Raw genomic sequence first — 24,437 nt, forward strand, 5'->3', positions numbered from 1 at the left:
TTTTAAAGTGAAACCCAATGATCCCTATGGATGACTTCATAACTATGTCTCTCGCCTCTTGACTGAATATCTTGGCTTTGCATACCTTTTACATCTCTTAGTTCCTCTGCACTATATGTGCATTGTCCTTTTCCTATTACGCGCCCTTGTTGCGTTACAACCTCTACAACTTCACCCACTTGGAAAAATCCTGATACATTCGTAACACCAGCTGGAAGTAAACTCTTTCCATGCTGAATGATGGCAGTAGCTGCCCCAGCATCTACTTCAATTTGTCCGTTAACAAGCGAATGCAAGGCAATCCATTGCTTGTTCATCTTCATTTCTTTTTGAGGAGCATTACCGACATACGTTCCATCCCCCTTACCCTTCAAAACATCTACAAACTTTTCCTGGCCACGTCCTGTTCCGATAAATACACTCACACCAAGAGAGAGTGCTGTCTTTGCAGCATCGATTTTTGATTTCATACCGCCAGTCCCAAGTTTTGAGCCGGCATCTCCTGCAAGAGAAGAAATTTCTTCCGTAACTTCAGGAAGAAAATAATATTTTTTTGCATCCGCATTTTTCTGAGGATTTTTATCATATAACCCGTTCACATCCGTAAAGATCATAAGCATATCCGCCGAAACAAGCCCGCTTACTAAAGCTGACAGCATATCATTATCACCGAACGTCAGCTCCTCTAAAGAGATGGAATCATTTTCATTAATAATTGGAAGAGCGGAACGGTTTAGTAATTCTCCTAAAGTAGCATAAGCATTACTATATTGTTCTTTTCTAGAAAAATCACTTCTCGTCAGCAAAAGTTGCGCAGTAACGATGCCATATTTACGGAATTCCTCCGTGTACGCCTGCATTAACAAACTTTGTCCGACAGCTGCTGCAGCCTGCTTCCCTTTAATCGTTACAGGTCTGCTAGGATATCCTAGCGCTGAAAAACCTGCAGCGACGGCTCCAGATGTAATTAACACAACCTCGTGCCCATCTTCTTTCAACCGAGCCAATGCAGCAACGTGATCTGAAAGCTGTTCTGTTGAGATGCCTCCATGACTATCTGCCAAGGAACTACTTCCAATCTTTACAACAATTCGTTGTTTTTTCACTTTTTTATCCCCCAAGTCTAAAATCAAAGTTTTTATAATTTACACTTCATCCACTTTGCAACTATATCTATTCTCATCAATGCAGTACTGAAGTATTTAAGAGCAAAATAAAAATGACCGCTTCGCCCTTAATAAAATAAAAAGGACGAAACGGTCATTGTTCCGCGGTACCACCTTAATTGATATACATAGATATCCACTTGGTGCCTATAACGCAGGCGAACGCCTAAACTTTCATTTAAGACTCAGGGATAGGTTCGATACATTCTATACGAGGAATCTTTCAGCCGGTGAATTCCACTCTCTTTCGCAAGAAGACATATGTACTAATTCCCTTCAACGATTTTCGATCTAATTTTTTTATATTATGCGATATAGTTCGATTCGGTGTCAAGAGGTATTTTAAAAAATAAATAGAGCCACAAGTTACTTGTATGAAATTATTGCCCTACTGAATGAAAATACAAATTGATATAAGTTTAACTCATATTCATAAACATAAAACCTTAAATTATAGTGTATATATTTACATAATGTCGAATATAATTAATTTTTATCTTTTATTGTTGCAAAAAGGAATATATTCTCTTAGAATGTTTCTTTATATTGCACAGGGATGTTATTCTTATTCTAAGATAATAATATCAAACCGATATAATTGATTATAAAAGGAGCAAGATTGAGTTATTATGGATAAACAAATTGGATTCATCGGTTGCGGAAATATGGGAATGGCTATGATTGGCGGAATGATAAACAAAAATATAGTGTCTTCAAATCATATTATTTGTTCAGATTTAAACACTGCTAATTTAAAAAATGCTAGTGAAAAATATGGGCTAACTACAACTACCGACAACAATAAAGTAGCTAAAAATGCTGATATTTTAATTTTATCAATCAAACCAGACCTATACGCATCAATAATTAATGAAATAAAAGAAGTAATCAAAAACGATGCTATCATCATTACGATCGCTGCTGGGAAAAGTATTGAAAGTACTGAAAATGCCTTTAATCAAAAATTAAAGGTTGTAAGAGTAATGCCTAATACTCCTGCTCTTGTTGGAGAAGGAATGTCTGCATTATGCCCTAATGAAATGGTGACAGAAAAAGATTTAGAAGATGTACTAAACATTTTCAATAGTTTTGGTCAAACAGAGATCGTAAGTGAAAAATTAATGGATGTTGTCACATCCGTAAGTGGTTCTTCACCAGCTTATGTATATATGATTATAGAAGCGATGGCAGATGCTGCTGTACTAGATGGTATGCCAAGAAATCAAGCATATAAATTCGCTGCTCAAGCTGTGTTAGGCTCTGCAAAAATGGTACTAGAAACAGGAATACATCCAGGTGAATTGAAAGATATGGTTTGTTCTCCTGGCGGAACGACAATAGAAGCTGTAGCGACATTAGAGGAAAAAGGATTACGAACAGCGATTATTTCAGCTATGCAACGTTGTACGCAAAAGTCTGTTGAACTATCTGGTCAAACTAAAAAGTAAAACTATAAAAGAGATTACGTCAGCTATGAATTCACATGAATTTAATTAAAAATTCACTACATGATAAACGGCCAAACTCATATATAATTGAGCTTGGCTGTTTCGGTTTTTAATTATATTAAAATAATTTAATTCGAATCTTCTTTAAAGGCTCTGTTTTATCCCTTACCTATTCCCTACTATGATTGTGTAATTTTATTAGAAACTAATAATTTTTCAATGCATTTCGGTAACATATCTAATAGTGTTTCAAATGCGTAGTTTACATCTAGACGTTCTGTCCATTGATGTGCATCTTTTCCTACCGGCCCCATATTTAATACTGGAACATCAAACTCTTCTAATTCCTGAAGCGGAATTGAATAACCTTTATCCCATAATGGCATATTGTCTACAAGCGAACTCATTGAATCCAGTGGATACTGCAAGCCTACATAGCTTAAATCTGAAATCCCCCCAAAATAATTTTGGTTTTCAAATGTAATCTTATGATTGTAGTGTGCATACTTTTCCATTTCTACAACTACCTCTTTTATTAAAGGATTGTTGCGTGAACTCACAGCTGGATAGTACGGCGGAGCGAAGAAAAGTACAATCATCGGTGCTTTTTCTTTACATAAAATCGCTAATTTATCTACTAAATCAATCGTTACCGCACGATCATCTTTATCCTCTCTATTTTTTATAATATTAGATTGAATATGATTTATTTTTTCTTGTCCATGTTGCTCAATTGCATATGTGATAAGCTCTTCATACGTTAATACATTTACTTTGAGATTAGGTGGTATAAATGGATTATATTTAGAAAAACGATATGCATGTTTTTCATACGACTCTTCTATTTTCTCTGCTACTTTCGTTACTTTTTGACGTAATAATGAAACTACATCTGTCATTGATTTTTCTAATAAAAACAAATTAAATAATGTAACTGCACGATGTGGAATTTGTACAGAATAATCCTCTTTTAAGTCCCTTTGAAGTAAGTTAGTTGGCGGAGGACTCGCTTCCCCTTCTACAATATCACAAAGGTCTGTGTTTAACTCTAATTCTGCTGTTATTAATGAGGCCATATAACTCCCATTTAAGCCTGCAAAAGGTTCACCTACATGTGTCTCTTTTCCGTAGCAAAGAAAACCAGGTAACACTTTACCAATAGAGCCAGTGTAAATATACTTATTTTGGTCACCAGGATGTCTTGAAAACATAGGCTCTGAGTTTAAGACCGTTTTATAATCTAAGTTATGCTCTCTTGCTAAATCTAACAGTCTCGGAACAGCGGCCCTCATCCCTACAGAATTCACTTCTTCATCTGGTACAGCCAATAAAAGAACATTCCCATCGAATCTTCCTTCACATGCTTGTTCAATCATTGCCATTTGTAATGCAAGGCCGCATTTCATATCCATTGTTCCCCTACCAAACAGCCATTCTCCATGTTCTATATCTTCACGTACATGGTCTGGAAGTTCATCTTTATGAGAATAAAACATAGATGTTAACTTTTTAGGATTAAATGCATCTTCTTTCCACACTCCGTAATCTTGTACATCTACAACATCAAAGTGACTTACTAGAATTACAGTATTTTTTGTACTATCGCTTTTCTTTACTAGTGCTGTAACAAAATATCGTCCGTCCCCTGTCGGATTTTTTTGTAAATGCTGCGGGTTTTCTTTGAAATACTGTAATTCAGATAATTGTTCCACAACAAAGTCTGGCAATATTACTTCAGCTTCTGAACCGGTAATACTAGGAATTTCAACAAGACCGCTTAATAATTGAATCAATTGTTCTTTTGATTGCCACTTTGACATATAAATCCCCCTATTTTTCCGCATTATGAAAACTAATTCCAGTATATGAATAAAAAATGACGACAGCTATCAAAATTATAGTTCTGATGTACTGCCGATTTTTATTGATATTTCATGAGCTGCTTGTTTTACCTTGCTAATAAGAAAAGATAGTCGATCATCATTAATACGATGACTAATTAACCCAACACTTAATGCTCCTACTACTTTATGATTAAATCCGATAATAGGTGCAGCTACTGAAGCTGTCCCTTCTGTTTTTTCACCATAACTGACAGCATATCCTTCATTTTTTATTTGCTTTATTTGATTAAGAAGAATTTGCTTTTGTTCTGGTAATGAAGAAAGTAAATTTTCTACAATATGTTCCATTTCATTCGTTTTCATATTGGCAAGCATCGTTTTATTTGCGGCACCAATTGAAAGTGGAATTTGTTCCCCTAGATTATCGATAACTCGAATTTTTAAAGGACTATCAATTCTTTCAATGATAATAGAATGTGTTCCGTTTGGAATATTTAAATAGACACTTTCCTCCACTTCAGCAGCCAAACGTTTCATCACTTCTCTTGCAACAGATCTGTAGTCTACCTTCTCCAATTGACGTAACCCTATTTCCATCCACATTGGTCCAATTTTGTACTGTTTTGTCTCTGAAATTTGTGTAACTAACCCATGCTCCATTAAAGAGTTAAGTAATCTATGTACTGTACTAACCGGGAGATGTGTTCCATCAGCTATATCAGAAATAGCCCAATACTCTTTTTCATTTGTAGAATTCAATAATTTAATAATACTTATCGCTCGATCAATGGACTGTACCATAACTCGCCTCAACTTTACTCGTAATATGTTAGTATGCTTAATTAACTATCAATTTAGCAAACATTCGAAATGAAATCAATCTATTTATTTAATTTTCTAACAATAAAAACATATCACTAACAAAGAATTGAAAACGCAAACAAAAAAATATTGACTTTTCTTTTTAATTATCTGAAAATTATAACAAGATTTCACATCACGGAATACATTCCATAATACGGAAAAACACCAAACTTTATTCTATCAACTATGAAAGTGAGGAAAACAATGGCGCAAGTAAGCAATACAAACAATGAATTAAAACGGACGATGAAAAGTAGACACTTATTCATGATTGCACTCGGTGGTGTGATTGGAACGGGGTTATTTAACGGATCTGGCTTTATTATAAGTCAAGCTGGACCTGGCGGATCCGTACTTGCCTTTATGGCCGGTGGATTATTAATGTATTTCGTTATGCTATGTCTTGGTGAACTTGCTGTAACCATGCCTGTTTCAGGTTCTTTCCAGGAATATGCCACTAAGTTCATCAATCCTGCAACTGGCTTTACAATCGGATGGTTGTATTGGTTAAGCTGGGCGAATACGACCGGTCTTGAATTTACAACTGCCGGCATTACAATGCAGCGCTGGTTTCCTGATATTCCTGTTTGGGTTTGGTGTTTAATATTTGGCGTTACAATCTTCACTATTAACGCATTATCTGCTCGTAGTTATGCAGAAACAGAATTTTGGTTTTCAAGTATAAAAGTATCTGCCATTATCGCTTTCATTATTCTTGGCGGCGCCGCTATGTTCGGTTTTATTGATTTAAAAGGTGACGAACCCGCTCCGCTATTATCAAATTTCGTAAATCATGGTGGTTTATTCCCAAATGGACTTGCCGCTATTCTTTTAACAATGGTTACAGTCAACTATTCCTTCCAAGGTACAGAACTTGTTGGAATCGCAGCAGGTGAAAGTGAAGATCCAGCAAAAACTTTACCTCGTTCTATTAGAAATATTATATGGCGCACAATGTTTTTCTTCGTCTTAGCAATCTTTGTTCTTGTTGCTTTAATTCCTTGGGAAGAAGCTGGATTAACAAAGAGCCCATTCGTTGCTGTTTTTGATAATATCGGTATTCCATATGCAGCTGATATTATGAACTTTGTTATTCTTACTGCTGTTCTTTCTGTTGCAAACTCAGGACTATACGCTGCTACTCGAATGCTTTGGTCTTTATCAAAAAACGAAATGGCTCCAGCCTTTTTAAAGAAATTATCATCACGTGGGATTCCTCTCAACGCTTTAATCATGACGATAGCTATTTCTGCTTTTTCTCTTTTGACAAGCGTAGTAGCTGCTGAAACGGTTTACTTATGGCTCATTTCAATTTCCGGAGTCATTACCATTATTGTTTGGATGTCAATTTGTGTTTCTCAATTCTTTTTCCGCAAACATTATTTAGCAGACGGTGGAAAATTAGAAGACTTAAAATTTAAAACACCACTTTATCCACTCGTACCAATTCTTGGTTTTGGATTGTATGGCATTATATTAATCAGTCTTATTTTTATCCCAGAACAACGACTTGGAATCTATTGCACTGTACCATTTATCATCTTTTGCTATACCTACTATCACTTTAAAGTTAAGAAAAGAATATCTACTAACACTCATAGTGAAAGTAAAATTAGCGAGACTTCGTAATATTTGACGATACATAAAAGACCACACATGGCGTTTCACTTCATGTGTGGTCTTTTATCGTTCCTTCTCTCATTTCCCCCTACTATTGAAAGAATTATTTATAACACTTTAAGTTCTGGATTGCTCAGGTGAACTTTGGGTTGAAAAATGAGCATTTCTATACCTTTCCCAAAATTTCAAGTTCTGCTAATGATGTTGTAGAAAGTGTTAATGTAGTAAATACTATAATACTAACAATTACTATTTTTACTATTCATAAGTTAATGATTCTGCTTACTATCACTGTTTTGTTTTGATATATTTAATATATATTTAAAGACAGACAGGAGTTAGATACGATGATAAAAGGTTTTGGAGGAATATTTTGGAGAACTAAGAATCTTGATGTTATAAAAAAATGGTACAGTGAAGTGTTGAAACTTGATATAGAAGATTGGAATGGAACTGTGATTAAACCCCAGTTAGGAAATGAGACCATCTTTTCTTTCTTTACAGAGAATGACAATTATTTTCCAAAAGAACAACAAGTGATGTTAAATTTCGAAGTACATAATCTAAACGAGACTATAAAGCATCTTGAGAATATTGGTGTACCTCTTGAGAAGAAAGAAGAAATCAGTGAATTTGGAAAGTTTATTTGGATTAAGGATCCTGAAGGTCGATTGATCGAACTTTGGGAGAAATAGTGGATTATACTTATTTACTATTAAGTTAACAGCTGCGTTAATACATCAAGGTAAATAAAAAAGTCGATTCCTTTAACTCCACAGGAAATCGATTTTTTTGTGGAGTTAAACTTCTTAGCTTTGTAAATTCTCATTTTTCAAATTCTACCCTATGGCCACCAACTTAAAAACATAAAAAAACGCTATTCTTACGAAAAGAATAGCGTTTTTCATTATTTAAATATGATTTCATCTGAATTTAATAGATATATCCCCTCTCCTACAAAAGTAGTAGAGTGTTCATTTAAACACTTACTACCTCAGTGGGATTTATCACATTCCAATTTCAATATAATAGTAAATAGGTATATCGGATATAGATGTACATTACTAGGCTTATACATATTTCAACTTTAGAATTACATTCACTATTTAATTGGTAGTTACCAATAAAGAAAGGAATGATCATAATAATACAGAACATATACGAAACTCATTTACATGTAAGAAATTTAGAAAAGGCAATAAATTTCTATCAAAACAAGCTAGGATTAACGTTAGCAAGAAAACTCTCCAAAAGAAGAGTGGCTTTCTTTTGGGTCGGAGAAAATAAACAACAAATGCTTGGACTATGGGAAGTAAATAATATCGAAGACTTTGAGCCGAGACATTTTGCTTTTGGTGTAAATTTAGAGTCTTTAATGACTTCTAAAGCGTGGTTAGAGGAACGTGGAATAGAAGTGATAGGAAGTCAAGGAAAAGGAAATCAAGAGCCAATTGTCCAAAGGTGGATGCCCGCTGCAAGTGTATACTTTCTAGATTGTGATGGAAATAAATTAGAATTCATTTCTATGTTACATGAGAATCCAGATGAATTAGAATATGCATCCTATTTAAGTGTATGGAATACGGAACACCAAGAAAAATGAATGAAATCTCCGTTCAAGTCTTTTCTTATTTTTAGATATAATGTTGTACTATCCCCATGCCCATCAACTTAAGAATTTAGAATTCCCCCCAAAAACGAAATTTCGCCACAAGTTGTCACAAAATTTCGTTTTTGGGGTAGTTTTATTTTCTTAGCTTGATTTCGATGAGCGGTACCCCATAAAGGCCCCTGATACATAATTGATGTTCTGCTATTTGTAGAAAACAATCCACTTATACCATTTTAACAAGAAGAAATATCTCGTCCATGTTGTAATATTGGCTTACGTTAAGCTTGTGAAAAAATCATATTCATGTATAATACAATTGATGTATGATACAATAGTTGTAGGAGGGTGACCTTTTTGAAAAGAGAAGATGCCTTAAAACTAAGAAAAGATATCAAGAAAATGATTATAATAACTGGGGTTTTTGAATCTCAAAATTTGCCCAATGGACCATTTGAAAAACCTTTACCAACTTCTCAAATGATGGCGTTAGAAGAACTAGAGGTGGAAAAATTAACTGTTTGGCAACTATCCAATAAACTTAGATTAGAGACTTCAACTGTAAGTAGATTGGTAGATAAATTAGTAAAAAAGGGGCTTATTTATCGTGAAGTAAATGAAAAAAATAGAAGAGAACTTTTTCTGCACCTCACAGAAAAAGGTCACATAACTGTTAATTGCTTAAGAGAGCAATCCATTACATTTTATCAAAGTATTCTCAATAATTTATCAGAATCAGAACAAAAAATAGTTGTGGATGGTTTTGAATTATTTATTGATTCTATTTCTAAGCCTTTTGATTAGAGTGAGGTAAGTCATAACATTTGGAGGATAAAATGAGTTTGCATTTTGAACGTCCTATTATTGAATTAAAAGAGAAATTTGATGAATTAAAGAAAATTATGAAAGAAAATAATGTAGATTTATCGTCAGAAATTCATGAATTAGAAAAACGTTTAAATAAAATGCAAGATAAAATTTATTCTAATATTACACCTTTTCAACGAGTTCAAATTGCAAGGCTACGTAACCGACCCACGACATTGGACTATATACCTTTATTGTTTACAAACTTTCTCGAACTTCATGGTGATCGATTATATGGTGATGATAAAGCAATGATAGGTGGTATTGCAAAATTTAAAGGAATGCCCGTTACGGTTATTGGTCATCAAAGAGGTAGAAATACAAAGGAAAGTATAGAAAGAAATTTTGGAATGGCACATCCAGAAGGTTATAGAAAAGCGCTAAGACTTATGAAACAAGCTGATAAATTTAATCGCCCTATTATTACATTTATTGATACAATAGGCGCCTATCCAGGGATAGGGTCTGAAGAACGTGGAATTTCTGAAGCGATAGCTCGAAATCTATTTGAAATGACTACACTTAAAGTGCCAATTGTTTGTATTGTAATTGGAGAGGCATCAAGTGGTGGAGCTCTTGGCATTAGTGTCGGTAACCATATCCATATGTTAGAGTATTCATGGTACTCGGTAATTTCGCCAGAAGGAGCAGCATCTATCCTATGGAAGGACGCTAAGTATGCTCCAGAAGCTGCTGAACATATGAAAATTTCAGCAAAAGATTTAAAACATTTAGGAATTATTGATGAAATCATTCCTGAAATTAAAGGTGGAGCACAAAATGATATACAATCACAGGCAAAAATGATTGAATCTGTAATCGAATCATCTCTAAAAAAAATGATACTATTATCCTCGGAAGAGCTTATACAACAGCGATATGAAAAGTATAGACAAATAGAGAATTATAAATGAAAGTATTTAAAGTCCGTATTACATTTCGGAGGATTATCACAAAAAAATTCTAAATATTTTGTAAGTAACCTCTTAAACTGGGATATGCTGATACTATCACTCTACAAAAGATGTGTGATCGATATGGAAAAGGATAATTTGTTCAAAATGGATCAACGTGGTGTGTACTATATACCGCGACTCAAATTAAACAATAGGATATATGTCAAAAATGAATTTCCTGAATACTTTCGAAACGGAACAATAAAAAAACAATATCAGTACATCAAAGTTGATTTAGAGCACATCATGGATACCTTAAAACCAGGACAGTCCTATGAAATAAAAGAAGCTTATTTTGGAAAGGATAAAAAACTATTCACTCGGGTGATTATGTATCGATTAACAGAAAAACAACTTCGTGAGCGTATGAAAAAACAAGTGTACACAGAAAGTACACTTTGTTTTCATTTTTAAGTTGATGGGCATGTGTACTCCCCCCTTTTGCTATTAATTTTCCGTTATGAACAGTTATCATAACGGAAAATTAATGACAACTCCATTTATTAACATAATGTATTTACTGTCAACTTATATTTGTACTTACGTACAAGCAATTTTCTAATCTGCTTCAATTATAATTTAAATCATTTAATTTTTCTTCTTATCTGGCATCTACTCTTTAAACAAAAACTCCCCTTAAATCGAAAATGATTAAGGGGAGTTTTATATACGATGCAATTATAGTTCAGATTTCACCCGAACAGAAACATTATTTTTAATTATATTTTTGACATCTTTAAAGCTAACAAAATTGTTACTTTTCTCATCCCAAAGACGGAAACGGAGTGAACGCAAGCTTGTAGCAAGCGTAATCGTTGGTACATTTTTTAAAGGAAGCGTATTGTTGTGTGCCTCTTCTAATTTATAGTTAGGTACTCTTGGACTTAAATGGTGAACATGATGGAATCCAATATTACCCGTTAGAAATTGCAAAATTTTTGGAAGTTTATAAAAAGAACTTCCCTCCACTGCCGCTTTCACATATTCCCACTCTTTATCTTCTTCAAAATAAGAATCCTCGAATGTGTGCTGTACGTAAAACAACCAAATACCTATTGAACCTGCTATTAAAAATATAGAACCATGTACTAAAAGAAACGATTGCCATCCAATTGCCCAACAAAGCATTCCTATAATAGCAACGATTAAAATATTCGTTAAATATGTGTTCATACGTTCTTTTTTTCTAGCACCTTTTCGGTTAAATCTATTTTTAAGCAGGAAAACATAAATCGGGCCTAACCCAAACATAACGAATGGATTGCGATATAAACGATATGCTAAACGGAGTCTAAATGGTGCTGTTACATATTCATCTACTGTAAGCGTCCAAATATCTCCTGTACCTCTTTTATCCAAATTACCACTCGTAGCGTGGTGAATAGAATGCTCATGCCCCCACTGATCAAATGGGAATAATGTTAAAACACCCATACACGTTCCAACTATTCTATTTGCACGTCGACTTTTAAAAAACGAATAATGGGTGCAATCATGAAAAATAATGAAAATCCTTGTCATAAATCCAGCGGCTAACAGTGCTGGAACTAATGTTAACCAATAAGAAACTGACAAACTTTTATAAGCAAGGTACCATAAAATAATAAATGGCACGATTGTGTTGATCAGTTGCCAAACACTTTTTTTAATCGTTGATTTTTCAAAAGGAGCAACTTGTTTTTTTAAATTTTTAGTATTTTCTAAGGTCATTGTTCTAATTCCTTTCCTTTTTGTTGCTAATTCATATTATAGCACACTATTAGTATCAGGTGTTAAAAGTAGCTATAATAAATATTTTATACTATAAAAATCTCTTTTTTCTTACTCATTACTTACAAATTTCTTACGTCCAAAATAGCTTCTATAATTGGACAGACGGAGCATTTTATATATCAAAGAAATTTCGAATTTTTCCAATAAGTACATAAAAAAACAGAGAGTTTTTTCACAAGAAGAAAAGAGCTACCATAAGTCAATTTCACCGACTTGTGGCAGCTCCTCTTCTTTTTACCTTATTTTATCGATGAAGCCAAACTGCACCTGCAGACTTGTCTTCAGCTTGGCCTACCACTTCAAACTTCAGTCCTAATTTTGGTAACTTACGTCCTGCATCAGGAATAATGCTGTTGATGTATTGCTTAGAATCATCAAATTTCGCCACTCCTGGTAATCCTTTATAATCAAAGATACCGCGAGTTGGTGAATTTACTTTCCATGCTGGCGTTTGATCAAATGAGAATGCCGCATCGGCAATTTGATAACGCGTACTGCTCTTCACAGTAGGTTGTCCGTTTAATGTCCCTACAATTGCCTCTGGATGAGAATCTACAACTCCTAAGAACCCTTCACCTGGATGAACGCCTACCCAGTTATCTGTAAAGCTTTGATCCGCATACCATACAACCATTCCTGTATTAAATACTGGGCCACGTGCATGTTGTAACGCAGTGTCAGAACCAGCGTAATTTCTCCACTCTACATAGTAATTATGTTTTTTCTGTTCAAATCCGTTAGACACAGTAAAGCCTTTTAACGTCATTGCTGGCTGACCTTCTGCATCATCAGAGAAAACAACTTTTCCATCTACAGTTAAGGCTGCATTATCTAACGCAAATCCTTTATAAGCTACTGCAATATCTGTTAAGTACTCAAATTGCAGTTTTACTTTTTTTCCTTTGAATTGGCTTAAATCGTATGATTTATCAACCCATTTACCATCAGTTGTATCCGCGCCGCCTTTTACATCTTTTTCGCCCATTCTATCAATGCGTGTCTTCGTTCCATCTTCTGCAATCGCATATACGTCAAGGAAATCATACTTCGCTTCAAGTTCGTAAAATGCCTTATAATCGAACTTAGCATCCTTTGCATTTGTTAAGTCAAATACTGGTGTCTCAAGTGTTGTATGAATGTCATTTCCTTTTGTACTATAATAGAACTTCTTACCAAACGCCGATTCGATATTTTTTATATCTTTGTCCGGCAAGTTAACACGAACGATTCCAGGTCGTTTAGATTTTGTAGTACTTTGATCTACATATGTTGCAACACCGATGCCTTTGCTAAGTTTGTCATAATCTACTTCAAGGATATTCGCCCAGTTCCCCTTCATATTCTTTTGGAAAAACTCTTTATTTTGTGGTGAGAAACTCGTTGGCTCTGTTCCTGCAATTTTTCCAGCCCAGCTACCACCACTCATAATAGACCATGACTCAACAGGTTCACCTTGTCCTGAGTACTTTGTATCATATTCATCTGGTAAACCTAAATCATGACCATACTCATGCGCAAACACACCAACTGCTCCGTCTTCAGGCTCGATTGTATAATCATATGCAGCCATCTTTCCACCCCAGTTCGAAACAGAAGATTTCGTGCCATCAATTGCATATGGTTTTGAACCTAGTTTTGAACGATGTGACCAAATCGCATCATCTTTCAATTTACCGCCGCCAGCTTCTTGACCAACGCCAGCATGTACAACCATTAAATGATCAATAATGCCATCTGGCTCATTTTTATTTCCATCACCATCTTGATCGTATTGATCAAATTGGTCATAGTCTGCTAAATTGATTCCTTTTGCTACCGCTGCTTTTAATGCTTCTTTCACAAAATCTTTTGGTCCTAAAGGCCCCTTGTTATCATGCCCAGTACCCGCATCAGCACCATAATCTGATGCTTTTCCTGGAACAGTAAGCCATTCTGTTACAGTCCCATCAACTGTATAGCTACCACCAGATTGCTCTTCATAATATTGCTTAAATGTGTTAATCTTCGATCCATCAAATAAAGTGAATGGTTCATCACCAAATAACATTTTTTGATAATGTTCACGATTAAAGTCCTTAGAATACATGTATCCTGGCTCTTGATCAATATTGTTATGCTTAAAATCGCTAAATTCTACAAGTAAAACAAGTACTTTATCTTTTCGAACAGCTCCATTGTATTCTTCTTGCTTCGCTGATGTAGTAGGTACTTTTCCATTTAATTTCCCTGGATTTAATGCTGCACCTTGTCCAGCTACTGGGCCTACTTCAGGCTGCTGTGCCTGCTCATTTTCCTTCATTTTTGCATCTTTTACTTTTTTCATAAAATCAGAAGCTTCTTGTGTAAGACTATCTCCTGTTAAGATTTCTTTCCCAGGGTTTTCCCCTTTCTTTTTCTCAACATATTTTTCGACAGCCTTTGACGTCTCAGCTTGTGATGCAGATTGATCAATTACCCCCCGTTGTTTTAGTGCTTCTGCCAAACGCTCCTCCGGTATTAAGTGCTCATCTATTGGTAGAGATGATGTTGGTGTCTCAGCATACGCTGCGTGACCTCCAAAAGCAAACGTACTACTTAGTACTGCTGCTGTTGTTAATACGGCTAATGGTTTTAATTTCTTTTTCTTTTTCAATGCATTTCCTCCCCAGTGTCTGCAAATTATCGTTTTTTGCCGATAACAACATAATATTCGTTATAATACGAATATTCAATCTTTTTCAACAAATAAAATGTTGAGAAATATTTTTTTATGCAGAGAGAAATACAAAAGATAGAAAAACAAACAGGCTCTCCTATAAATAACAGTGAACTTTTATATGTTCTTAGTTACAATTAAAATCCAGTAAATCTGAGATTTATATTTTTTTAATAAAAATAAGAATTAAATATTTTCTATACTATTTAATCTATGGATTACCATATTACTCACTATTCTCATTATTACAAGCTAATAGTGGTTCATACATCATTATAGCGTGATTCTCCGTTACATATTGATCTTCTATTAACTGTTTCTGTTGATTATATACTTTACGTTGAATCACATTATGTCGTATATAACCGCCCCAGTATGCAGGTTGAATTGAGTGTTCTTTCTCATACACTTCATATTGATAAAGTTGCGGATAGACTGTTCTCCATTCACCAACTAAATATTCATCTGTCATATAAAGGTGAAGTTGATACGGTTGGTCCGTTTCATTTTTAATTTGTAAATCCAAATAGTTATAGGAACAAGTCGCTCCACTCCCAAACGGTTGAGTTCGCCTAGAATCAGGAAAGACATCAAAGCTATGACGATATCGTTCTGTTACTGTCAGTGGTGTATGTAAAGTCATCCAATATATTAAATTCGAAAGCTGACAAAGACCTCCTCCAATACCTGTTTGAAAAGATCCGTAGTGTAATACCATACCTTTTACATACCCTTTTTTCCTCGTAGGCTTACCTATTAAACGCCAGTAAGAAAATGTTTCTCCTGGTCTAATGACGATACCATTTAGTTTTTCAACAGCAATTTTCAAATTGACAACCTTATTCTGTTGATACCACATATCTACATCTTTGAGCTTACGAAGTAATATCGTTCGGTGCTGAATTGCTGTACAAGGTAGTTTTTCTTGTTGGAGCCTTTTTGCATATGTTTTTCCGTCTACTAACCACTGAATGTATCTCTTTGTAGAGTAATACCACGTCCCTAGCATAATGCGATACTTAGACCGCTGTTTAGGACGTAAATGCACTATATTCATTTTATTCCCTCTCTCTTTCTTCAACTAAATTCTAATATACCTCTAATCCAATAAACTACAGTTTTCTTAGCTGCATAATAATTTTCGTAAATAAAGTGAAACTTTAATCAGCCCTCACCAATCGGGCTTTTACAGGCAGCCCGACCCCCACCTAACTTCTTTGCTTTCGCTTATTTTTGAGGTGGGGGTCTTACTGCCCGGCAAATAGCGGGATAAAAAAGACGCAAAAAAATAATAAATTTACTCTAGTGGAGATTTTATTTTGAGGATTGCTTTATAATTATATGAAACTGCGCTGCAATACGATAAATTGAAATAAACACATTATAAATATAACGAATAATATTAAATAAAAAATAATGAAAATTAAAGAAATTCTAAAGTATTAATATATTTTTCGTAAATATTAATTGATAATACATTAGACTTTACTATATGTATAAATTCTCTATTCTACAAAACGAAATTTTTTAATGTAAGAAAAAAATATAATTCCCCTTTAACGTTTATACAAGTCTCATCTGGAAAAATTTCCAAAACAATCCGAACCCTTATATTTAGAATAAACGCAAAAAATTGCCACCAGTTAGCTTAACTGGTTGGCAATTTTTTAACGAGAATGCTTTACAAATAGTTGAATTGCTTCTTCTGGTACATAGCACTTTCCATTACTCTCTACAATAATACTTCCTAATTCATACCCTTTACCATTGATACGAATTATATTTTTGTTACCAAATAGTTGTGCTTCTACTTTATTATGTTTTACCACGAGTAACGGGTTTGCTCCTTCGGTTTTGTCGGCTGTTACAGTTGCACCGATTTTCTTAAAGGCTTGTTCACTCTCTAAAAATATTTTATTCGTTACTTCTTCTAAGTTAAAGCCCATCGCTTTCGCCATCGTCTTCGCAATGTCTGTATTTTGGATTAAGCCTTCTGGTTTTTGAGGTCCATAAGAATGTAAGAATACATCCTCACCTGTATGTCCTCCTGTCGTAAAGCCGATATTTGCACGATTAGCCAATAATATAGTAAGGATTCGTCCTACATCCATTTTCTTTTTTGCCGCTTTTAATTTTTCTTTTTCATCATGAGTTAAATTGTCCAAACCGTATAGTTTAGCTACATCTTCTACATTTGATAAATCAGATTTCAGTTTATTTATAGTTCCTTCAAGTGTCATTTCCGCCTTTTTCAATGGATCGATGTATGCAGAAACTGGTGTAGTATTGTATCCTTTTGTCGTACTCCTATTCCCTATAGAGATACCACTGTTACCATGATCAGTTAAAGCTATAAGCATCGTATCCCCATCTTTCTTCGCAAATTGTAACGCCTTTGCTACCGCTTCATCAAATGCCAATACATCACTAATCATCCCAATTGGATCATTAGCATGGGCTGCCCAATCAGGCTTACTACCTTCTACAAATAAAAAGAAACCATCTTTGTCTTTTGATAATGTTTGAATTGCTTTTTCTGTCATTTGAGAAAGTGTTGGTTGTTCTGGATTTGTTGCTATACGATCTATATCAAACGCAAGAGCATGATTTGAGAAAGAGCCCCAAATTTTATTAGATTTGGAGTTCAATAACGCATCTTTCGTTTCAACAAAATCGTATCCTTTGTCTTGAATCACCTTTACTAAATTTTCACCATCTTTTCGGATTCCATTACTTTTCATAGGTAGCAGCGCCGCTTTTCCCCCGCCTAATACGACATCTATATTTTGATATACTTGCTGCTTCGCAATTACGTCAAATTGCTTGCAATTGACATGGTGAGCCGAGAATCCCGCCGGAGTAGCATGCTGAATTTCAGATGTAGCAACAATTCCAGTTGCACGACCAGTACGTTTTGCACCTTCCAATACGTTTGCGACCGGCCGTAACTTGTCCTCTTCTTTTATTGGCTTTAAGTTAGGTGAATTTACAATAGAAGGTAGTACGCCTACATATCCTGAATTCGATTTATTTCCAGTTGCTAATGCTGTTGCTGCTGGCGCTGAGTCTGTAATAGCTGATTCCGCCGAAAACGTACGAACACCTCCTGTTACAATTTGATCTAACGTAAGCGGTGCCCCTTTATACCAGCGAGCCAATGTTGTCGCCGTTGAACTCGTTCCGTCCATAACCATCATAATTATATTTTTAGGCTGGTGTTCTACTTTTTTCACCTTAGCTTTGGCCGCATGATAATTCATCATACTTTCCGTACTTAATACGCTTACTATTATAGCTCCCACTAATAGTAATTTTTTCATCTTCACACCATAATTCACCATGATTGTTCCTCCGTAAACTTTGCATTCATTTAAATACACCTTATTTCCTTTTTCATTCCACAACCTACATATGTTTTATTAGTTCCCAATTCTCATAAAGCTAACAATAGTTACTTTCTCTTTATTTCCTTAATTAAATACCGGTATGTGTCATCTATCTTATAAAAAAGATTTAGCACCCTTTTCATTAATTACTTGTTTAACAATAAATCCTCGATTAAAAGAAATAAAAATTTATTGTTTAACAATAAATTTCATGTTAAATTAATAAGATAATAAATAAATGAGGTGCTTTTTATGAAACAAGGATCAACACTCTTTTTAAAGACCGTTGTGATTCTGATCGGTATCCCTGTTCTTGCTATGTGCATTTTTTTAGTCCCTAAAATAGGAAATTTCGCCGCAGAATTATATCCGGATATTGCATATATTAAATATCTTGTATTTATCAATTTATACGCAACAGCAATACCTTATTACTTCGCACTGTACCAAACATTTAAGCTTTTAAACTATATTGATAAAAACAACGCATTCTCAGAGTTATCTGTAAAAGCTTTAAAAAATATTAAGTACAGCGCATTGGCAATTAGTGTATTATATGTATTAGGTATGCCACTTTTCTATCTCGTGGCAGAGAGAGATGATGCCCCTGGCATTATTATTATCGGAATGATTATGATTTTTGCTTCAATGGTAATCGCGGTCTTTGCTGCCGTTCTCCAAAGACTATTAAAAGATGCTATAGATATAAAATCAGAAAATGATTTAACGGTCTGAGGTGAATAATATGGCAACTATTATTAATATTGATGTAATGTTAGCAAAAAGAAAAATGAGTGTAACAGAACTTTCGGAGAAGGTTGGAATTACAATGGCTAACCTTTCTATCTTGAAAAATGGAAAAGCAAAAGCAGTCCGTTTTTCAACTTTAGAAGCAATATGTAAAGCATTAGAATGCCAACCGGGGGATATTTTAGAATATCAACCTAAAGATACCGAATAAAAAGAGTCCTTTATACGAGTAATGGGTTCAGTTTAGGAAGAGAAAAATGCTAATAAACATTAGAAATAACAAACTAAAACGCTCAGAAAATATTCTGAGCGTTTTTTATTTCCTTCTTCAACTAAAGCACCAGTTAGTGTAAAAAGCTATTTCACCATTTGTATGGCTAACTTATCTTTTAACATTGACCTATATGAGTCAATTTCATATTTTGTATTATTGATTGTTTCTTTTTTCATTTTTAACATATCGAATATTTCTAATTCTAAATTCCTTCTAGCTTCAAGAACTTTTATCGCTCCTTCTACACCTGAATGGTGATGTTCTTTCCCATAGCCTTGGTTAGTGTAATAGTCGATAATTCCTGTGGACCATTCTGGAGTTCTTTCTTTTAACGCCTTCCTAAATGAAAATTCAAGATTATCTTGTTCTACATACAATAACATTGGATTTAAATTCTCTATGATTTTTGCAACTTTCATTACATAATTTATCATTTTTTCTTTTTGTTCACCATATTTAATCATCCCAATAGTTAATGGATTTTGTATGAAACAACATTCAAAAATATAAACCTTATTGTCTTCTAGAGCAATTTCAGCAAAGTCATTCCATTTATCAGCAATTAATTCAACATTTTTATCGAATGGTAATTCATATATATCATTTTTTAAAATAATGTTAAATAATTCGTCCGAAAACTGGTCACCAAACTCATTTTTTATCTTTCTGTATGGTAATAAATAATTGCTTCCTTTTTTTAGAACTTTCTTAAGGAGCACTTCTTTAAAACCTCCACTGTTAGATAATAATCTATCGAACTCAAATTTATTAAAACAAGATACACCATCATAGTCGGCTGGGTGGTTCAAATTTCCCTCTAAAAATAGTTCAACTTCAATTTTATTTTGGCTTAGAATTTCATTTATTAGCTTTGCAGTGGTTGATTTTCCAAATCCAGGTAACCCTTCTACTATTATTAGTTTTGTATTCATAGTTATAAACCCCTATCTTCAAAGTATTTAACCAAGATTAAAAAAATCACTTAATCCACTACAATCACCCCTTCAAAATATTATATTTACCATTTCCTTTAAAAAAACCTTCTTAAAGTAATCTGAACGCTAGTTTAAGAACATTTTTTCACAATCTCTATAATTATTTTAACATAAATTTTCCATTTATCTTATTATTTAGAACACTATTTAACTATATAAAAGCGCTTAAACACTGAAATAACAATAAAAAAAGGGATGCTAAATCATAAGTGATTTACATCCCTAATTTGTGTGTTATTTTATATTTTCTCTCCGGTAACTGAACCCGTTATCATACGAAAAGGACTCTTTTTATTTCACATTACGGTGCAAAACTAATTTGACCAGTAAACAATAGGATAATTGCTATAATCCAAAATATAAAAAATGATGAGGACAGTATTAATGAAAGAATAGCAATCCCCTTCTTCTCTGTTTTTTTCGTCATTGTGATTATTGAAAGCATGATACCTACACCTGTCAGGGCAATTGTAATATAATCTCCAACTATATTACCTGCATTCGCTATCCTTGTTGGCGTTATAAAAACGAATAGAAAACACAAAATACCGATGAGTAAAGATATATAGCTTATTATACTGTACTTCTTTTTAGGAACTATTTCTGTTTTCATACTAATCCCACCCCTTCTATATAGCTATGAGTTTATATTAGCATGAATAACCATAATTTAGTTATAATAAAAAGCAGATAAAATGGACACTATCACTTTATCTATCAGTTTATTTCTATCTAACAACTAACCTGACTATTTCTTTACTAAAAATAGACAATCATTCTTTAATCCACGGCAATTGGTATATAATAGCTCTAAAAAATAAAGACTGTACCTTTAAAATGAAAGATACAGTCTTTATTAATAACTTTTTTATAAAGAAAACTCTCTATCACTCAATACCTTAAAAAACTCCGAGTAATGTGATAAAGAATAATCCGCTACATCACAATTACCTTGAAACATACATGTTGAAATACCTAATTCTTTTGCAGGTAATAAATCTAATTCTCTATCTCCAATAGCTAAATCAATATTATATTTTTTATGCAGATGATCGTAAGCTAAAGAGTTCGGCTTTCGGGGAAAGCCATCGTCAATTGTAACCATATCTACAAAGTATTTTTCCCAGCCATAATATTTTAAAATATCCATAACTCCAGCCCTATGTTTATGGGTCATAATCACATTTTTATCTGCAAATTTCAAAATCTCTTCGACACCTGCAAAAGGTTTCATATCTTTTGGCGTGAATTTTCCCTTCAAAACTTTAATCTTTTCTTCCTGCTCGCATGAAATATTATAATACTGAATTGCATGTGAGTATGATATTTTCAAGTTTTTGTATATTTCTTGTTTATCTACTGTATCACCTAATACTTCAGATAGCATCATTGTATATGCAGGATACGTATCAAATAACGTCCCATCAAAATCCCATAAAATATTCATTGTATTCACCTTTCTATTTTCTAATCATTGTATAAGTAAGTTCGCTCTTTTCTGTGGTGTTTCACTTTCTAAATAGTAATCCTCGGCTTTCCAATACCTATTCTCAAACTTTGAAAGGTTTTTCTGCGTTTCTTCACTCTCACGTAGAAATCTTGTCTCTCTTGGACAATCCAAGTACACCATATAATGAAAGAAATCTCTCCATTCTTTTCGCTGTAGAAAAACACCTTCAATTACAATTACGCCTACTATGGGAATCTGTACTTTTTTCATTTCGCATGAATCTGTTTCCTCTTGATAAAAAGGCAAAGTCAATTTTGTCTCATGTTGTAACTTCTGAAAAAACTTCTGCCTTAAGTATGTAATATCCCACTGTAAACAATAATACTCATACCATTCTTCATGGTTTGTATAATAGCGTCGATTACGCTCCACTATATGATCATCAATATGGAAAATATGAAACGGAATGCCTTCTTGTTTCATATTTTCTTTTAAATTTGCTACGAATGTTGTTTTTCCTGAACGACTTAAACCATCTATACCTAAAATGAATCTATTTTCCCTATGATTCTTCATAATCGTTATAAGTTCGTTTGTACTCATTACTTCTTCCACTCTTCTTTTAATAAAGAATATAAAATGGTATCATGAGCAACTCCATTTTGAATCATATGTTTTCGAAGTAATCCTTCTTCTTGAAATCCTGCTTTTATTAACAACTTTTGAGAAGCTTTATTTTCTACATATACAACCGCTGCGATTCTTATCAGTTGCAGCATTTCAAATCCGTAAGCTAAAATCGCTTGTAATGCTTCCGATGCATATCCTTGTCCCCAATATGTATCATCTAATTCATAACCAATTTCAGCTCGTTTATGATTATTATTAATTAAATGAAATCCGCACGTTCCGATTAATTGGCCCGTCCCTTTTTTCTCGATTCCCCAGCGAAATACACTGCCCTCTTCATAACGATTTTTAAACGTTTGAATCGTTGTTTTCGCTTGCTCAATATTTTCGAAAGAATCCATCCCGAAATAACGTATAACAGATTCTTTCGAAAAATATTGGAACATCGTTTCTGCATCTAATAGTGTAAGTTCTCTTAAGAGTAAACGTTTTGTTTCTAGTTTTGGAAATCCCATCTCTCTTTCTCCCTCTATTCTAATGAACTGCAAATTTCAATATAATTTCCATCTGGATCAGCAATGTAGGCAATTGTTTGTCCCCACGGTTTTACAATAGGTTCAACTAAAATCTTGATTCCTTGTTCTCTAAATTGCTCAATCGTTTCTTGTACATTCTCAACAACGAATCCTAATTCGAAATGAGAAGACTTTAATTCACCTTCTGTAAGCGGTAGTCCTGTTAATTCTTTCACATCTTGCCGCGTATTCATCGCTAAAATAGTAGTTCCAGTATTAAATTCAATATATGTACCGTGCTCTGCTTTTATAGGTAACTGTAAAATATCTTTATAGAATTTTAAACATTCCTCAAACTTTTCTACATATAAAATGATGTACTTCATTTTCAAATCCATTTTACATCCCCCTTTATATCTATCCCTAAAATTTCGACAAAAGTCTCATAAAAACCTTGTTCTTTGTTGTAATGAGCAAAAAAAATGAGGCCGATTTCTCGGCCCCCAGCTTATTGGCATAAAACAGGAGATTTGGTTTGGACATAACCAGTTCGTACTTTTATTATATTTTATTTTTTCTGAATTTTGAATACTTTAAATACCCATTTATATTGAGAAAGTTTTTTTGCTTGCATAAAATTAATGAGTTTAAGAAATGCTACAAATGGAGGTGTATACATATGGAACCAATGCTATGTCCAAGCTGTAAAACGAACCGTACTCGCTTTAATATTCTTGAGCAACAAGTAAAACCAGTCAAATTAAACCCACAAACTGGTCAAGTAGAAGAGGAATACACAAATGAAACGATGAATGCTTTTCATATGGCCTATCAAGGACCTACTTACCGCGTCCAATGCGCTGTATGCGGACTCGTTGAAAACCCAGAACAATTTATTAAACCTGCACAAAATCAGTCTTTTTCTTAAACATTTTTATTACACCCCACACCTCTTTAGTCATCTTTTATTTTTTTGATCTTCGATATGAATCATTTTTTCTTCATTTATCATTTCGGGGTTATGTGTGTGTGTGTGGTCTTCGTAACTGTTAATTTTGTGCCTTTATATAGATTTTTATTATATAAAAAAAAGTGAACAAAAATACAATTATATAGAAACAAAAGAAGTTGATTCCGGTATCCCCCCCTAAAACATCAACTTCTTTTTAACTCTACTTTTTATTATAATATTTCACTTTTTAATTTCTTAATTTTCCAAGAGAGCCTTATAAAGAAGTATATCCACATACAACCTGTAAGACCTGTCATAACTTTCGCCCAAATTGGCACTCTTGATTCCATTGGGCTTAAAAATAGGTTATACGTTGATGGTAATATACTTGCTGATATAATAACAAGGAATAGCAATAACTCATTTAGTTTTTGTACCCTCGTCTCCTTTTCTGAGTATATATCAGGTAATTCATTTACCTCCTCTACTTCCTTGCAAAAATAATTCCATCTTGTGAAACTTGTTACGCGTTCCCAACCTGACATTTCGTATATTTCGAAGTACTCTTGTTGTTGTTCTTTCGAATCTTATAAATGCTAGTTTAAATGTACACATTAACACTTGAATAATCATGTACATTTTC

The 24,437-nt window shown here is 33.8% G+C and carries 22 protein-coding genes, 2 pseudogenes and 1 other annotated feature; of the genes and pseudogenes, 10 read left to right on the forward strand and 14 right to left on the reverse strand.

What is annotated here, in order from left to right:
- Nucleotides 1-2: 2 nt before the first annotated feature.
- Entirely contained in the window at nucleotides 3-1,106 is a 1,104-nt protein-coding gene (gene proB / locus ACODS7_RS14975) for a glutamate 5-kinase (protein WP_050844062.1), read from the reverse strand.
- Nucleotides 1,107-1,244: 138 nt separating this feature from the next.
- Nucleotides 1,245-1,455, reverse strand: a binding site (T-box leader).
- Between the two features lie 340 nt (nucleotides 1,456-1,795).
- Here proB and proC point away from each other — a divergent pair.
- Nucleotides 1,796-2,614: a pyrroline-5-carboxylate reductase gene (gene proC / locus ACODS7_RS14980; protein ID WP_043936193.1), complete on the forward strand. Its 819-nt coding sequence runs from the start codon at nucleotides 1,796-1,798 to the stop codon at nucleotides 2,612-2,614.
- A 179-nt stretch (nucleotides 2,615-2,793) separates the two neighbouring features.
- Here the strand turns inward: proC and ACODS7_RS14985 are convergent, their stop codons facing one another.
- Both ACODS7_RS14985 and ACODS7_RS14990 read right to left on the reverse strand, forming a co-directional pair.
- A complete protein-coding gene (locus ACODS7_RS14985) occupies nucleotides 2,794-4,458 on the reverse strand; it encodes a M20/M25/M40 family metallo-hydrolase (RefSeq protein WP_140163908.1) in 1,665 nt (554 codons plus the stop codon).
- A gap of 51 nt (nucleotides 4,459-4,509) precedes the next feature.
- On the reverse strand, nucleotides 4,510-5,259 hold the full coding sequence (locus ACODS7_RS14990; protein WP_000250751.1) for an IclR family transcriptional regulator: 750 nt from the start codon (nucleotides 5,257-5,259) through the stop codon (nucleotides 4,510-4,512).
- A gap of 267 nt (nucleotides 5,260-5,526) precedes the next feature.
- Between ACODS7_RS14990 and ACODS7_RS14995 the strand changes: the two genes are divergently transcribed.
- The 6 genes and pseudogenes from ACODS7_RS14995 to ACODS7_RS15020 form a co-directional block, all read left to right on the forward strand.
- The gene (locus ACODS7_RS14995; RefSeq protein WP_088115455.1) at nucleotides 5,527-6,951 is read left to right on the forward strand and encodes an amino acid permease; all 1,425 of its coding nucleotides are present in this window, start codon (nucleotides 5,527-5,529) and stop codon (nucleotides 6,949-6,951) included.
- Between the two features lie 338 nt (nucleotides 6,952-7,289).
- A complete protein-coding gene (locus ACODS7_RS15000; RefSeq protein WP_016081144.1) occupies nucleotides 7,290-7,637 on the forward strand; it encodes a VOC family protein in 348 nt (115 codons plus the stop codon).
- A gap of 449 nt (nucleotides 7,638-8,086) precedes the next feature.
- Nucleotides 8,087-8,545, forward strand: coding sequence for a VOC family protein (locus ACODS7_RS15005; protein ID WP_029442645.1), 459 nt, complete (start codon nucleotides 8,087-8,089; stop codon nucleotides 8,543-8,545).
- A 363-nt stretch (nucleotides 8,546-8,908) separates the two neighbouring features.
- Entirely contained in the window at nucleotides 8,909-9,355 is a 447-nt protein-coding gene (locus ACODS7_RS15010; protein WP_000817653.1) for a MarR family winged helix-turn-helix transcriptional regulator, read from the forward strand.
- 32 nt (nucleotides 9,356-9,387) lie between these two features.
- Nucleotides 9,388-10,332 carry an acetyl-CoA carboxylase carboxyltransferase subunit alpha gene (locus ACODS7_RS15015; protein ID WP_016081142.1) on the forward strand — a complete coding sequence of 315 codons (945 nt, stop codon included), beginning with the start codon at nucleotides 9,388-9,390 and terminating at the stop codon, nucleotides 10,330-10,332.
- Between the two features lie 138 nt (nucleotides 10,333-10,470).
- Nucleotides 10,471-10,767 (forward strand): annotated as a pseudogene (locus ACODS7_RS15020) (IS4 family transposase); the annotation flags it as partial.
- Nucleotides 10,768-11,052: 285 nt separating this feature from the next.
- On the opposite strand, the gene desA reads toward ACODS7_RS15020, so the two are convergent.
- The 4 genes from desA to ACODS7_RS15040 all read right to left on the reverse strand — a co-directional run bounded on the left by desA (nucleotide 11,053) and on the right by ACODS7_RS15040 (nucleotide 18,183).
- The gene (gene desA, locus ACODS7_RS15025; protein ID WP_243168569.1) at nucleotides 11,053-12,084 is read right to left on the reverse strand and encodes a Delta(5) desaturase DesA; all 1,032 of its coding nucleotides are present in this window, start codon (nucleotides 12,082-12,084) and stop codon (nucleotides 11,053-11,055) included.
- A 307-nt stretch (nucleotides 12,085-12,391) separates the two neighbouring features.
- Nucleotides 12,392-14,779 (reverse strand): immune inhibitor A domain-containing protein, encoded by a 2,388-nt coding sequence (locus tag ACODS7_RS15030; RefSeq protein ID WP_000727446.1) that lies wholly within the window; start codon nucleotides 14,777-14,779, stop codon nucleotides 12,392-12,394.
- Nucleotides 14,780-15,068: 289 nt separating this feature from the next.
- Nucleotides 15,069-15,899, reverse strand: a complete 831-nt coding sequence (locus ACODS7_RS15035) for a VanW family protein (RefSeq protein WP_088115457.1) — start codon at nucleotides 15,897-15,899, stop codon at nucleotides 15,069-15,071.
- Nucleotides 15,900-16,509: 610 nt separating this feature from the next.
- Entirely contained in the window at nucleotides 16,510-18,183 is a 1,674-nt protein-coding gene (locus ACODS7_RS15040) for an alkaline phosphatase (protein ID WP_243168568.1), read from the reverse strand.
- A gap of 297 nt (nucleotides 18,184-18,480) precedes the next feature.
- On the opposite strand from ACODS7_RS15040, the gene ACODS7_RS15045 reads away from it, so the two are divergent.
- Both ACODS7_RS15045 and ACODS7_RS15050 read left to right on the forward strand, forming a co-directional pair.
- Nucleotides 18,481-18,963, forward strand: coding sequence for a DUF2975 domain-containing protein (locus tag ACODS7_RS15045; RefSeq protein ID WP_001977318.1), 483 nt, complete (start codon nucleotides 18,481-18,483; stop codon nucleotides 18,961-18,963).
- 10 nt (nucleotides 18,964-18,973) lie between these two features.
- Nucleotides 18,974-19,189 carry a helix-turn-helix domain-containing protein gene (locus ACODS7_RS15050; RefSeq protein WP_088115459.1) on the forward strand — a complete coding sequence of 72 codons (216 nt, stop codon included), beginning with the start codon at nucleotides 18,974-18,976 and terminating at the stop codon, nucleotides 19,187-19,189.
- A gap of 146 nt (nucleotides 19,190-19,335) precedes the next feature.
- On the opposite strand, the gene ACODS7_RS15055 is transcribed toward ACODS7_RS15050, so the two are convergent.
- The 6 genes from ACODS7_RS15055 to ACODS7_RS15080 form a co-directional block, all read right to left on the reverse strand.
- A complete protein-coding gene (locus tag ACODS7_RS15055) occupies nucleotides 19,336-20,184 on the reverse strand; it encodes a P-loop NTPase family protein (RefSeq protein ID WP_243168567.1) in 849 nt (282 codons plus the stop codon).
- Nucleotides 20,185-20,548: 364 nt separating this feature from the next.
- Entirely contained in the window at nucleotides 20,549-20,860 is a 312-nt protein-coding gene (locus ACODS7_RS15060) for a hypothetical protein (protein ID WP_000845548.1), read from the reverse strand.
- Nucleotides 20,861-21,115: 255 nt separating this feature from the next.
- The gene (locus tag ACODS7_RS15065; RefSeq protein ID WP_088115461.1) at nucleotides 21,116-21,694 is read right to left on the reverse strand and encodes an HAD-IA family hydrolase; all 579 of its coding nucleotides are present in this window, start codon (nucleotides 21,692-21,694) and stop codon (nucleotides 21,116-21,118) included.
- Nucleotides 21,695-21,718: 24 nt separating this feature from the next.
- A complete protein-coding gene (locus tag ACODS7_RS15070; RefSeq protein ID WP_088115462.1) occupies nucleotides 21,719-22,300 on the reverse strand; it encodes a kinase in 582 nt (193 codons plus the stop codon).
- The gene (locus ACODS7_RS15075; RefSeq protein ID WP_050844080.1) at nucleotides 22,300-22,842 is read right to left on the reverse strand and encodes a GNAT family N-acetyltransferase; all 543 of its coding nucleotides are present in this window, start codon (nucleotides 22,840-22,842) and stop codon (nucleotides 22,300-22,302) included. Before ACODS7_RS15075 ends, ACODS7_RS15070 begins: the two co-directional genes overlap by 1 nt.
- A 14-nt stretch (nucleotides 22,843-22,856) precedes the next feature.
- Nucleotides 22,857-23,240: a VOC family protein gene (locus ACODS7_RS15080; RefSeq protein WP_000364497.1), complete on the reverse strand. Its 384-nt coding sequence runs from the start codon at nucleotides 23,238-23,240 to the stop codon at nucleotides 22,857-22,859.
- A gap of 281 nt (nucleotides 23,241-23,521) precedes the next feature.
- Between ACODS7_RS15080 and ACODS7_RS15085 the strand changes: the two genes are divergently transcribed.
- Nucleotides 23,522-23,770, forward strand: a complete 249-nt coding sequence (locus tag ACODS7_RS15085; protein WP_000433610.1) for a hypothetical protein — start codon at nucleotides 23,522-23,524, stop codon at nucleotides 23,768-23,770.
- Between the two features lie 254 nt (nucleotides 23,771-24,024).
- Here the strand turns inward: ACODS7_RS15085 and ACODS7_RS15090 are convergent.
- Nucleotides 24,025-24,381: pseudogene (locus ACODS7_RS15090) on the reverse strand (DUF2812 domain-containing protein); the annotation flags it as partial.
- Between the last annotated feature and the right edge of the window lie 56 nt (nucleotides 24,382-24,437).

The organism is Bacillus sp. FG16 (assembly GCF_057809515.1).